The organism is Kitasatospora sp. NPDC097643 (assembly GCF_040302625.1).
Classification (GTDB): Bacteria; Actinomycetota; Actinomycetes; order Streptomycetales; family Streptomycetaceae; genus Kitasatospora.
The window spans coordinates 19,189-31,525 of record NZ_JBEOSA010000002.1 but is presented as its reverse complement, the minus strand read 5'-3'; the positions used below and the strand labels follow the sequence as shown (position 1 = coordinate 31,525).

Below are 12,337 nucleotides of genomic sequence, written 5' to 3'. Positions count from 1 at the left end.
TTCATGACCACCAGCCGCTGGTGGGGACGCCAGGACGGCCCGGCTGAGGACTGGGTGCGACCACACGTCCTGTGGTTACCCCAGGACCAGCCGCAGGTCCTCGAGTACTTCGCCCGGCTGCGCGAAATCACCGAGCAGTACCCGGACGTGATCGCACCAACTGCCGACGACGACCTGCACATGACGATCCAGAAGATCCACCCCCTGACCGCCGCCGGCGCGCGGGTCGACGGGGCGATCCTCGCGAGCGCCGCCACCGCAGTCCAGAAGGAACTCGCCGACCTGGAGCCGTTCACCATCGAGATCGGCCCGGCCCGCGCCTCCGGCTCCGCCGGCCTCGTGGACATCTGGCCGGAGCACGGCCCTGACCGGCTGTACCAGCGTGTGCGGGCAGGGCTCACCGCCGCCGGTCTCGAACTCCCGCCCGCCGAGACGCACTTCTGGTGCCACATGTCGTGCGGCTACGGTGTCCAGGACACCGACACCCCCGAACTCGCCGCCCGCTCGGACCGCCTCGCCTCCGACCTCGGCCGCCGGATCCGGCCGGGAATCCGCACCAACGCCACCGTCTCCAGCGTGTGGCTGGTGTGGGAACGCCAGCACCCCGCCCCGGTCCCCCGCTACACCTTCGAGCGCGTCCACCAACTGCACCTCGGCCAGTCCTGACCAACAGCGGCCAGACCGAGCCGCCCACGCGGAACGGCCGCCGCACCAATGTGACGGAGAAGCGATCGTGGAGAAGTTCGTTCCGAAATTCCAGGGCGCGCCGTGGCCCGACGGTGCCCGCGTCCTGCACGTCTACGCCGTTCCGAACCTGCAGACCGACCTCCCCCTGGCCCGGCTGGTCAACGAGTGCCGGGACGCGATGAGCCCCTACCCGATCACCCCGATCGGCGACGACACGCTGCACTGCACCATCGAGATGGTCGCCGACACCACCGCCGACAAGATCACGCCGGAAGAGCGCGACGACCTTGTCGCCGCCCTGCACACGCACCTGGCCTTCACCGGCCCGCTGGAAGTCACGGCCGGCAGCCCGATCGCCAACCGGGCCGGGGCCTTCCTGGACCTTTCGCCCGACGAGAGGCTGGTCGACCTGCGCGAGCATGTCCGCGACGCGATCCGCGAGGTCCGCGGGCCCGGCGCGCTGCTCCACGACGGCGGCCGGCACCACATCTCACTCGGCTATGCCTGGGCCGAGGCGTCTTCCGACGCGCTGCAGACGGCCCTGCGGAAGATCTCGCCCAGCCACGTCCCCGTTTGCTTCACCGCGCTCCACCTGCTCGACGTGAAGTTCCAGCAGGTCCCGCGTCCGGGTGCCGAGTTGGCCTGGGAACTGACATGGGAGCTGGTCGCAGCCATCTCCCTCACCAACGGCTCCGACGACGCCCAGCCGTCGCAGCCCGCTCACTGACACCCGTTCACTGTCCCGCCCGGCGCAGGCACGCGTCGGGCGGCGACAACCCTTCCACCAGGCTCCACACCGCAGCCCGTTCCCAGGAGGAACCGCATGTCCGACCCCACCGTCCCCGCCCCGGGCCTCACAGCTGCCGGCCCGACCGCCATCGACTGGCCGGGTCTTCTCCGGCAGGGAACCGGGCCGACCCAGGCCGAGTTCCGCCGGCTCGTCGAGCAGACCACGCACTACCACGGCTACAGCCCCGACCTCGTCTGGGGAAACCTGCAGACCCGTGCCTACGCTGAGGAGGTTCTGCGCCTCGTCGTCGACCTGCACGGCATCCCGCGAGACATCGAGGCCGGTGCCGCCGAGCGCGTCGCCCGCGCCCAGTACTTCGGCGTCGGCGGGCGCAGCTTCCACGTCCTACTCAGTGAGCAGGCGCTGCTCACCGGCATCGGTGGCCCGGAGGTCATGCGTGCCCAGCTCGAACACCTCCTGGAGGCCCTGACGTTGCCCGGCCTCACCCTTGGCATCATCCCCGCCCGCGCCCGGCTCGCCGTCTATCCCGGCGACGGATTCGGGATCTTCGACGGCGCCCGCGTCGAGGTCGAGGGTTACCGAGGGGGCGAGACGATCACTGACGCCCGTGTTCAGATCTTCCATCGGGCCTTCGACCGGCTTCACGAGTCCGCGGTGTACGGCGACGACGCCCGGGCCATCGTCACCACGGCCCTGCACGCCTGCTGAGCTCCGGCCGCCGCTTTCACACCGCGAAGGACACCGCCGATGTCGACCTCCGCCACCGTGCCCGTCGTCCGCACGGGCGAGCGTTCCGGACAGGACAACCGCCCCACCGAGGACCGGATCGTGGTGCTTGAGCACGCCCTGGTCGTTCTGGACGGCGTCAGTACCGTCACCGACGATCAGCCGCGCGGCGGCTGGTACGCCGGGGCCCTCGGCGAGCGGATCGCCAACCTGCTGACCCGCACACCCCGATCCGATCTTCGCGAGGTCCTCACCGCAGCCATCGGCGGCCTCGCCCGCGACCACCACTTGATCCCAGGGCGCTCCCCAGCCGCGACCGTCGCCGTCGCCCGCCTCGCGAACCATCAGATCGACGTCGCCGTCCTCGGCGACAGCCCGATCACAGCAATTCACCTGGACGGCACCCTTCTTCAGCTCCGGGACGACCGCCTCGCGCACCTCGTCGACGCCCAGCCCCAGGCGGCCCTCTACCGGTCCCGGCTCCGCGCCGGCCACGGCTTCGACGAGCAGCACCGCGAAATCCTGCGCGAACTGCGGGACTTCCAGAACACCCAGGTCAACCGCCCCGGCGGGTACTGGATCGCCGAAGCCGACCCCGAGGCCGGCCATAACGCCTTCGCCGCGACCTGGCCGGCCGAGGGGCTCACCGACCTGTTCCTGGCCACCGATGGCATCACCGAGGCCGTCGATGCCTACCGCCTCCTCACCTGGCCACAGATCGCCGCCCTCTCTCGCGCAGTCGGGCCGGACGCCGTCATCGACATCATCCGCGACCTCGAAGCCCAGGACCCGGACGCCCGCCACCACCCCCGGTACAAGCCCTCTGACGACGCCGCCCTCGCCCACTGGCTGCTTGCCACCCCGCAACCCGGCCGCCCGTGATCCGAGCAAGCCAGAATCGGAAACAGCTATGCAGCCAACCAGGGCGATCGATGACAACAACGCAATTATGGTGGGGCAGTGACCTGGAACTTCACCACGAGCCACATCGGCCACGACGGCGTCGGCAACCTCACGATGGAGGTCTGCCACCGTCGCGCGGATTACGGCAACCGGTTCGGCGGGGTGTTCTGGCTCGGCACCCCGCCGCTGGCAGACGGCGCGCCGGAGCTGGACGTGTGCTGCCCGCTGTGCATGGCGGACCGCGGCCTGACCGTCTCCGGGGTCTGGGGCGGCCCCGCCCAGCTGACCTGCATGTGCGCTCACTCGTGGACGCCCCGGCTGCCCGGCCTCTCACCCGAGGACGTTCTGCGGAAGCTCGTGCGCCTGGCTCTCACATCGGATCCCGGTCCCGCTATGCCGTTGTGGCGGATGCGGGCCGACCACGACGCCAAGCCTCCCACCCCGCTCCAGCAGGCCGTCCATCCGTACGTCGCCGACGCCTCTCGCGCACTCAACCGTCGAGAGTGGCAGTTCAGCGACCGCGAGTGCTCCGTGGCCTCCGACCTGCTGACGCGGGCAGGCTGCCGGGTGTACTGGAGTCCCGAGGCGCTGGAGGCGCTGGCGCAGGAGAGGCAGACCGACGAGGACCACCTCAGGTGGGTTCATGAGAGTCTCCGGGCGCTGGAGGATCACAGCGGAACGACCGGCGACCGTCTCGGGCAGTTCCTGTCGGACTGCGCCGCCGCGCTGCAGCCAGCTGCCGGTCTGACCGTGGACGACCTGGAACCCGGCAAGACGTTGTCCGGCATGCCGCCCGTGCTGGAGGACGCCAGCGGGGCTCTCGGCAGCGTCCACGTCGTCCTGACCGCGGGCGCCACCGGCGACGTCGATTACTGACGCCGGCCACAACGTGCCGCACCACCCCTTGCCACGAGGTGTTCGGCCGGTCCTCGGCGGCCCGCCGCCTAGGATCGACGCATGGTCAGCATCGGTGGGCAACGGTGGGAGGAAGCCCGGGCCAAGGCCCGCGAGTTCCAGCGTTTTGATCGCAACCTACGGGATGTCCTCGCCCTGATCTACTACCTGATCGCGGCTCAGGACGGCGGCTCCATGGACCAGGTCTCCCTGCGGTCCGTCCGCTACCGCCTGGCCGATCCGCACCGCCTGCACCGAGACCTCACCGAACTGCTGCCCGGCCCAGCACGTGAGGAGGACGGGACCAGACCGGTCGAGACCGGCCTGGCCGACCTGACGCAGGCACGGCTGCTCGAGCACGCCCAGGACTACGGCCCGTTCACCGGCCCGCCCCCCGTGGAGGGAACGATCTGGAAGCTCTGGCACGCGCTGAACGCCCAGCACGGCGTGCCGCTGGAGGACACCCTGCCGTCCGACATGGTCACCGAGGACATGTACGGCAGGTACCGGTCGAGCGGGATGACCGTCTTCCAGCACGCCGTACGCGAGCTGACCAGCCACGTCGACCAGCTCCTCCTACCGGCCAGCGGAGCATTGAGCCTTCAGGCCCACGTCCAGGTCACCGGAGGCATCCACGCCGGACGGACCGGCCGTCTCCGCGCGGTCACCTGGGGCACCGACGACGAGCAGCTCACCTGCACCGACACCCCCGCGGTCTTCCGGGTCGACTTCGACGACCGTCACGGAAGTGCCGACATCGCCCCCGGCGACGTGGAGAAGCTGCCCGAGTGGGACCGGCGGTTCGTCGTCGTCCACGCTGGCGAGCCGCTGCCTACCGAGTGGGCTGCCGCCGTGCTGCTGGCCGCCACCGGTCCGTCGCCCGCCTGGCACGACGAAGCCGTTGAACGCCTTCGGCGGTGGCAGGGAGGCGGACGCATGGTCGTCCTGGTGGCCCGGCCGGGGCACGGCCAGGCGTTGAACGCCGAGGAGGAGCAGTGGGTTGACTCGGCCGCCGGCTGGGCCGACGAGATCATCGCCCTCGAATCCGAAGACAGCTCCTCCCCGCCTCGGCTCACGCCCGACCGGCCAGCCGACGCCCTCCGCCACCCTGCGCGTCTGACCCTCGCAGCCTCCCCCGGACGCGCGCCAGCCCCCGAAGGCGCACCCTCCTGGGCCCGGACCCACCGCGTCACCGTTGCGCCCACGATCGCCGGGGCAGTCGGGGCCGCGCTGAGCCGGATCGGCCGAGGACACCAGCGGGCCGCCGGGAATCGCCAGGTGCCGCTTCTCGTCGCCAACTCCGCAGCGTTCATCGGCTGGTCCGTGGAACAGCTCACGGCCGGCACGGTGCTGGAAGAAGCCCGGGTGGAGTGGGTGTGCCGCGAGGAGGATGCCGGTGAGCCGATCTCCTGGTGGATCCTTCGCGCCCGCCTCCGGCACCAGGACCTCTCTCGCAGCGAGCAGACCGTGCTCGCACACCCGGGCCTGCTGAGCGTGGTCGTCTACCACCCGCAGGAGCCGTGGACGGACACCGAGGTCGTCCTCCTCCCCAGCCCCGCAGCCGCCCGTGGGAAAACGCGCGAGTTCCTGCGCCTTCCCACCGTCATCAACAACGTGCGCGCCGGCGGAGGCAACACCGACCGCGCCTGGTCGTTCCTCGTGGAAGGGCTGAGCCTGTTCCTCGACTCCGATCGCCTGCGCGGGAGCGCGTTCCGCAACGACAGCCACCTCACCTCGGCCCACCGCAGCGTCGTCCGCGTCGCGTTGACCGACCGGGAGTTCGACGCACTCCAGGACCGACTCGAGCTGAGCCCGGACGGCGCGCCGGAGGTGCACCGGTTGGCTGACCTCATGGCGAACCCGGTCTGCGACTGGGCCACCCTGGGCGCCATCACCACCGCCGTGCAGCCCAACCCGCCGCCCGCGTCCCTTGACCCGTGGGCCGCGCGCCAGAGGATGCTGCAGTGGCGCGAGGCCGTCCGCCGGGCGGACACCCTCGCCGCTCCCCACCACGAGGGATCGAACGATGCCGCGGACTCTGCCGCCGTCCGGGACGTCATCACGATGACCCTCTACGCCCTCCACCTGCGCGAACGACAGCCAGTTGCCGAAGTGTCGTGGTGGACCGTCCTGTTCCACCTCCAGGACGCCCAGTACGTCATCGACCTGGTGGAGCAAACGCTCCAGGACACCGGCCACGACGTGATCCCACGGCTCAGCTTCAGGTCGCCCGACCAGAGGAGAGCCGACCCCATCGCCCGGCGGTGGGACCGGCTGAACCGCCCCCAGGGCCCGCCTGCGGCCGGACCACACGACGGCCCCGCTCACAGGCCCGATTCCGGACCCAACGTACGGGGCGGCCGACCCGACCCGATCATCAACGCGTGCGTCCCTCGTGCCGCCGACGCCGTCCACGCCGTCCTGGAGGGCGGTTTCATCGAGCATCAGCGCATCCGGGTCACAGCCGGCCCGTACGAGGGCCGTGCCGGCTTCGCACGACGCCCCGCCTGGAGGCTGGACCGCGAGACCTTGCAGATCGTGGTGCCCCCTGCCGCATACGTCGTCGACCTCGACGGCCTCGACGGCGCGGTGGAGATCGACGCCAGCCAGCTCACCGGCCACACGGACAGGAACAGCTGGCCCGGCGCCCCACCTGCCACGCCGAACGGCCCGGCCGCCGACCCGACCGCGCGATAGGCTCACGTTTCGGCGTTGGTCCCAACCTGGCCCGCCGGACGCCGTTCTCCGGGGTCGTCGGCTCCCAGCAGCTCGGCCGGACATCACGGCGCCACCGAAAGCTACGGGAGGGAAATTCGGTGAACGATCTCATGAGCCAGCTGCCCCGTCCGCTGGTTGAGCGGATGGGCCGGATGAGCGGCATGGCGCTGCGCGGCGTCATCGCCCTGGTCGACGAGGAGCCGGACACCTTCGCCGCGCTGGTGGACCGGATCGGCACCTGGGACGACGATCCAGGACGTTCGCCGTATCCAATGCCGCGCTACAAGTTCGCGGTCACCGAGGCGCTGCGCGTCGTCAACAACGGCTTCACGGCTATCGAAGAGCACGGCCCCCTCCTCAATGAGGCGGTGGTGGAAGGCGCCCGGCCGCTGATCGAGTCGTTCGCGCCCGCGGAGTTCCGCGACGCCGCCCTGCAGAAGCTGGCGACCTTCCCTCCCGGCAGGGAGCCGATGGACCTCTCCGGCGGCGATGAAGTCGGGCCCGTGGATTACGTCATCGCCGCGGCAGCGGCGGCGTGGATTGCCGGCGGCGCGGGCGGGCGCGTGGCGATGCAGCAGAATCTGCGGCTGGCCTTGTTGAAGGAGGTCCGCCGCGCAGAGAGCGTGGCCACCGGCGCGCCGGAACGCGAACAGGTCAACGACGTCAGCGACGCTGACGCGCTTGCGTTGCTCGCCGACCTGTACGGCGAGGACTACGTCCGGCTGATCCCCGGCCCGCGGCAGCGGGGCCCCTGGGAGTGGGACATGCTGGCCGTCCTGAAGATGCACCTGCTGGAAACGCCCGCCGACGCCACCACCTCCGAGCAGGCCGAGGAACTCAAGGCCAGGCTTCTCACTGTGCTGCAGGCTGCCACGGCCACGCTCACCCAGGCGCCGAAGCCCTCGGTGCGCACGGTCGGTAAGCGGGTCCAGCCCAAGCGCCAACCGAAGCGGCAGCGGAAGGGCAAGTAGTAGGCGGCGCTCCGGGTTGGCCGGAGCGCCGGCGGCAGGGCCTCCGCCCGACGTGGCGGGTGGCCAGCTCGTCATCCCACGGACGCAGCCTGCGACATGCTCTAGGGTCAGATGTGGCTGACAGGCAAGGCGCCTCGGGGCCGGAAGGGTGAACGAACCGATGCTGGGACAACGTCGAATCGCGGTTTTCGGTGCGGGCTACATCGGCCTCGTGACGGGCGCCTGCTTCGCGAAACTGGGGCATGACGTCGTCGTTCGGGACATCCAGAAGGAGCGCGTCGAGCTCCTCCGGAGCGGCGGGGTTCCGATCCATGAGGACGGGTTGGCGTCGCTGATCGCGGAGAACGCCGGCCGCCTGACGTTCACGTTGGACGCGGAAGAAGCCGTTCGCAACGCCGACGTCGTGTACGTGTGCGTGGACACCCCGTCGACGCCCTCCGGGGATGCTGATCTGTCCAGGATCTGGCAGGTGATCGAGACCCTGCGGGATGCTCGTCATCTGGCGGCGGTGGTGGTCAAGAGCACGGTGCCCGTGGGCACCGGCGCCAGGGTCAGGGCCGCGATGGACCGCGCCGGTCTCCGGCATGTGGGGTACGCGTCGAACCCGGAGTTCACCGCGGAGGGCCACGCCGTGCGGGACTTCATGCACCCTGACCGGGTGGTGATCGGCGCTGACGATCCCGAGACGGCCAAGCTGGTCGCCCAGCTGCACGAAGGCGTAGACGGCCCGATCGCCGAGATGGACGTCCGCTCGGCGGAGATGGTGAAGCTGGCAGCCAACGCGCTGCTGGCCACGAAGATCAGCTTCACCAACGAGATCGCGACGATCTGCGAGGCCACCGGCGCCGACGTCGAACACGTGGTCCGCGCGGTGGGGCTCGACCACCGGCTCGGGCCGCACTTCATGCGGCCTGGCGTCGGCTGGGGCGGCTCCTGCTTCCCCAAGGACTCCCGAGCGCTTCGGGCCCTGGCTGGCAACGCCGGGTACTCCTTCCAGCTGCTCACCTCCGTCATCGAGGTGAACGACCTGCAGCCGAGGCGCGCGATCCAGCGGCTGAAGGACGAGCTGGGCGGTGCCTTTCACAACCGGACCGTCGCCCTGCTCGGCGTCGCGTTCAAGCCCGGAACGGACGATGTTCGCGAGGCCCCGAGCACGATCATCGCCTCCCGGCTCCTCTCCGAGGGCGCGGCGGTCCGCTGCTGGGATCCGCTGGTCCGCCAGCTCGACACCGCGCCCTGGTCGTCGACCACGCGCTGCACCACCCCGCTGGAGGCGATGACCGGCGCCGACGCGGCGATCATCGTGACGGAATGGCCGGAGCTTCAGGACGTCGCCTGGGACCAGGCTACGGCCCTCATGGCGCGTCCCCTGGTCTTCGACGGCCGCAACCTCCTCGACCCGCAGCGGATGGCCTCGCTCGGCCTCACCTACATGAGTGTGGGCCGCACGACCGTCCGCGGTTCGGCCTGATCCGAAACGCGATGGCCGGGGCAGCGAGTGTCGCTGCCCCGGCCATCGCGTTCGCCCTCCCGTGAAGTGGCTACCGGCGGCAGTCCTCCTCGTCGAACGGAACCGGTGGAGCTGAATGCGCAGCCATGCAAGTCACCTACGCCCGGTCGAACCGACCCACTGCGCCCAGTCGGCCAAGCTTGCTGGTCGCTATGCGCGGATGCTCGCCAACACCCTGTCGTACATGTGGCCGTACCGGTCGGTGATGGTGCGCCAGCTGTAATGCTGGACGACGAAGTCACGGGCGTGGCGTCCGCGCCGTTCGATCTCCCCGGGACGGGTGAGGGCCTCCAACAGGGTGGCGTGCAGGTCTTCGGCGTCACCCGGCACTGTGAGCCACCCGGTGGGCCGGGGCCCGTGGGTCCGGATGGTGGCGAGGGGACCGCCGCTGGCGGTCGCGACGACCGGGGTGGCGGAGGCCATCGCCTCCAGGCAGACCAGCCCGAACGGCTCGTCTACGGAGGGCGTCACGAACAGGTCGCTGGCGTTGAGGCCGTCGATCAGGTCGCCGTGCGGTCGCCATCCCGCGAAGTACACGTCGTTGCCGATGCCGAGGCGTTCGGCCAGGGTGTGAGGGTGTTCGCCCTCCCACTCGCCCGGGAAGCCGCCCAGCACCAGCAGGGCCGGGCGCACTGGCGCGCTCTCCTTGAGGGCGGCGAAGACGTGGAGCAGCAGATCCAGGCGCTTGAAGTCCAGGAAGCGGCCCATCCACAGCAGCAGGGGGCGCCGGTTGCCCGCGTCGTCGCACAGCATGCGGTCCACGTCGGAGTGGGTGTAGGTGATCGTGCCGGGGCCGTGGCCGGGCAGCCAGCCCTGCGGTTCCTCGACCAGCCAGCGGTGCAGGAGGGTGCGCTTGCCGGTGTCGTCGAGGGTGGGGTGGGGCTGGAACAGGTTGGTGTCGACGCCGTTGGGGATGACCTCGAGTCGGTCTTCGGGGATGTGGAGGAGCTCGTGGGCGAGGGCGCGGTCCTGCTCGGAGACGGTGACGATGTGCTCGCTGCTCTGGGCGTGTTCCCGCAGGGTCTGGATCCAGAACTCGGCGTGGGCCCAGCTGCGCCAGCGCTCGTCTGGCGGGTTCTCGGTGCGGTCGCCGGCCATCTCCTCGCGCCGGGCGAGTTCGGCGACGCTCAGGCTGGTGGCAGCGGCTCGACTCACACGGTCCAGGGCGCCCTGGAGGAACTTCAGGTCGGTGCCGTGGAGGGTCGTCACGACGGTGCGCTCGAGGCGGCGGGCTGCGGTGTGCTGCGGGGTGAGGTGGTGCAGGTGGAGCAGGCCACCCTCGCCGGCGCCGTGGTCGGCGAACTGCCGGGTCCAGTAGTCCTCGAGGTGCGCGTTGGTGCGGGGGGAGACCGCGGCGAAGACCCGGTCCGGCACGCCGGGGCGGTCCTCGTAGGAGGGGTGCAGGGGGACGGGCATCTCCAGGGGGTCCAGCCCGGCGGCGTGGGTGGTCGCGGCGAGGTTGTAGTCGGAGGCCACCAGGTGGGCCGGGCCGTAGAAGGTGGGCGCGTGGGAGTACTCCCCGGGCTCGCCGAGGGATCCGGCGAAGACCCGGGCGGGGCGGCCCTGGACGCGCAGCTGTTCGGTGAGGTTCTTCGCGACGAGGGCGGACCCGCCACGGGGGTAGAAGATGAGGCCGTGATCGACGGGGACGAGGCGGTTCATGTGCGGCTCCTTGTCTGTGATGCGCCGTGGGTCAGGGCAGGTCGACGAGGATCGACGGGCAGGGGATCGCATCGTGGTGGCTGGTGGCGATCAGCTGGTACATGGCGGCGTAGACCTGGTGGGTGAGGGTCTGGCCGTCGAGGAATGCGATCTTGTCGGTGACGTCCGAGCTGGTGGTGCGGCCGGCGGCCATCGAGAGGAAGGCTGCGGTGATGTCGCGGGGGGTGACGGCGCTGCTGGTGTGGGCGTTCTCGTAGACGGTCTCCAGTCGACCCGTGGCGCTGATCAACGGGTTGCGCCGGTGCTCGACACGGATGGTGTACGTCTCGCCGACCGCGTCGTTCTTGGTCAGCCGCACGTGCTGGAGGTTGCCCTGATGCAGGTCGATGACGTACTGCGACATGCGGCCCTTCTCTCGGAACGCGACGTCGTCCTTGGCGTCGCGGGCCAGAGTGCCGATGGTTCGGTTGGAGAGGGAGTTGGAGGTGAAGGTGTAGGTGAGGACGCCGTGAGAGCGCTGCCGGGAGTCGAGGAGTTCCACGGTGAAGCCGAAGTCCATCTCGGCCAGAAGGACGCGCTCGGGGAGGTCCGCAGCGGGCAGATCAGCCTCCGAACGGAGCCGCAGGAGGGCGGCGAGGGCATCGTTTTGGCCGGTCGCCAGGTGGTCGCCGACGCGGCGGACGTACTGCAGGGTCAGGCGCAGTGCGCTGATCTGGCCGGGGGCGAGCAGGAGGTAGCGGGTCAGCTCGTCGAGGTAGTGGTAGCTGCTGAAGCTGAGCGCCCCGACACCGTGGGTGTAGCCGTGGGCGTTGCCGAGCGCGTACTCCTCGGGGAGGCGGAAGTGACCGCCGGCAACGTCGATGCGGCCCATGGTCAGGGGCTGCTTGTGGTCGTCGTGGATTTCGCGGATCAGCTCGCCGACGTGCAAGAAGGCGTCGTTGGCGCGTCGCCGCAGAGGTACCGCGAACAGGTGGCCAGGGTGAGCGCGGTGGGCGCGCAGCAGCGTGTCGAAGCGGTGGTGGATCTCGGAGGCGCGCTCGGGGTTCCAGGCGGCATCCTCGACGCAGACGATCGGCTTGTCGCACAGGACGTGGATACCCTGGTCGGTGGCCCACTTGAGGTAGGGGTAGTGGGCGACGGGGTCGCAGGCGACGATGACCGCGTCGAAGCGGTGTTCCTGGTGGGCCTGCTGCAGGCGGTGCTCGAGCCGGTCGGATGTCTCGCCCGGACGGGGCTTGATCCACACGGGCTTGTCCCGCTGAACGAGGGTGTCGAGGTCGGGCATATGGGCCAGGAGCGCCGGGTTGTAGGGGTCGCGGGGGTCGCAGATGGCGGCCACGCGCACGGGGGTTGCGTTCCTCTGGAGGGCGAGGATGGCCGGGATGTGGTTCTCGGCCGCGGCCCAGTGGCCGCAGCCGCCGACCAGCAGGACGCTGATCGGCTGCGGTGCAGGTGAGGGCATGGTGGTGCCTTCCCGAGCCGCCACGATGTGGCAGCCCATCAGGAGTGAGACTG

Annotated in this window: 10 protein-coding genes; 8 read left to right on the top strand and 2 right to left on the bottom strand. The window is 70.4% G+C overall.

The window, feature by feature from the left end; all coding sequences use genetic code 11:
- Nucleotides 1–3: 3 nt before the first annotated feature.
- The 8 genes from ABTY15_RS02205 to ABTY15_RS02170 all read left to right on the top strand — a co-directional run bounded on the left by ABTY15_RS02205 (nucleotide 4) and on the right by ABTY15_RS02170 (nucleotide 9,121).
- Nucleotides 4–666 (top strand): 2'-5' RNA ligase family protein, encoded by a 663-nt coding sequence (locus tag ABTY15_RS02205; protein ID WP_350574656.1) that lies wholly within the window; start codon nucleotides 4–6, stop codon nucleotides 664–666.
- Between the two features lie 67 nt (nucleotides 667–733).
- Nucleotides 734–1,414, top strand: coding sequence for a hypothetical protein (locus ABTY15_RS02200; RefSeq protein WP_350574654.1), 681 nt, complete (start codon nucleotides 734–736; stop codon nucleotides 1,412–1,414).
- Between the two features lie 96 nt (nucleotides 1,415–1,510).
- On the top strand, nucleotides 1,511–2,146 hold the full coding sequence (locus ABTY15_RS02195; RefSeq protein WP_350574652.1) for a DUF5753 domain-containing protein: 636 nt from the start codon (nucleotides 1,511–1,513) through the stop codon (nucleotides 2,144–2,146).
- Between the two features lie 39 nt (nucleotides 2,147–2,185).
- Nucleotides 2,186–3,046 carry a PP2C family serine/threonine-protein phosphatase gene (locus tag ABTY15_RS02190; protein WP_350574650.1) on the top strand — a complete coding sequence of 287 codons (861 nt, stop codon included), beginning with the start codon at nucleotides 2,186–2,188 and terminating at the stop codon, nucleotides 3,044–3,046.
- Nucleotides 3,047–3,124: 78 nt separating this feature from the next.
- The gene (locus tag ABTY15_RS02185) at nucleotides 3,125–3,943 is read left to right on the top strand and encodes a hypothetical protein (protein ID WP_350574648.1); all 819 of its coding nucleotides are present in this window, start codon (nucleotides 3,125–3,127) and stop codon (nucleotides 3,941–3,943) included.
- 81 nt (nucleotides 3,944–4,024) lie between these two features.
- On the top strand, nucleotides 4,025–6,658 hold the full coding sequence (locus tag ABTY15_RS02180; protein ID WP_350574646.1) for a hypothetical protein: 2,634 nt from the start codon (nucleotides 4,025–4,027) through the stop codon (nucleotides 6,656–6,658).
- A 119-nt stretch (nucleotides 6,659–6,777) separates the two neighbouring features.
- Nucleotides 6,778–7,650: a hypothetical protein gene (locus ABTY15_RS02175; protein ID WP_350574644.1), complete on the top strand. Its 873-nt coding sequence runs from the start codon at nucleotides 6,778–6,780 to the stop codon at nucleotides 7,648–7,650.
- 148 nt (nucleotides 7,651–7,798) lie between these two features.
- Nucleotides 7,799–9,121, top strand: a complete 1,323-nt coding sequence (locus ABTY15_RS02170) for a UDP-glucose dehydrogenase family protein (RefSeq protein ID WP_350574642.1) — start codon at nucleotides 7,799–7,801, stop codon at nucleotides 9,119–9,121.
- A gap of 189 nt (nucleotides 9,122–9,310) precedes the next feature.
- Here ABTY15_RS02170 and ABTY15_RS02165 read toward each other — a convergent pair whose 3' ends face one another.
- A complete protein-coding gene (locus ABTY15_RS02165) occupies nucleotides 9,311–10,822 on the bottom strand; it encodes a glycosyltransferase (RefSeq protein WP_350574640.1) in 1,512 nt (503 codons plus the stop codon).
- A 31-nt stretch (nucleotides 10,823–10,853) separates the two neighbouring features.
- Nucleotides 10,854–12,284 (bottom strand): Gfo/Idh/MocA family oxidoreductase, encoded by a 1,431-nt coding sequence (locus ABTY15_RS02160; RefSeq protein ID WP_350574638.1) that lies wholly within the window; start codon nucleotides 12,282–12,284, stop codon nucleotides 10,854–10,856.
- Between the last annotated feature and the right edge of the window lie 53 nt (nucleotides 12,285–12,337).

What these genes read in the sequence shown, in the direction of transcription:
- ABTY15_RS02205 (WP_350574656.1), top strand. Translation starts at nt 4, where the DNA reads ATGACCACCAGCCGCTGGTGGGGACGCCAGGACGGCCCGGCTGAGGAC.
- ABTY15_RS02195 (WP_350574652.1), top strand. Translation starts at nt 1,511, where the DNA reads ATGTCCGACCCCACCGTCCCCGCCCCGGGCCTCACAGCTGCCGGCCCG.
- ABTY15_RS02190 (WP_350574650.1), top strand. Translation starts at nt 2,186, where the DNA reads ATGTCGACCTCCGCCACCGTGCCCGTCGTCCGCACGGGCGAGCGTTCC.
- ABTY15_RS02180 (WP_350574646.1), top strand. Translation starts at nt 4,025, where the DNA reads ATGGTCAGCATCGGTGGGCAACGGTGGGAGGAAGCCCGGGCCAAGGCC.
- ABTY15_RS02165 (WP_350574640.1), bottom strand. Translation starts at nt 10,822, where the DNA reads ATGAACCGCCTCGTCCCCGTCGATCACGGCCTCATCTTCTACCCCCGT.
- ABTY15_RS02160 (WP_350574638.1), bottom strand. Translation starts at nt 12,284, where the DNA reads ATGCCCTCACCTGCACCGCAGCCGATCAGCGTCCTGCTGGTCGGCGGC.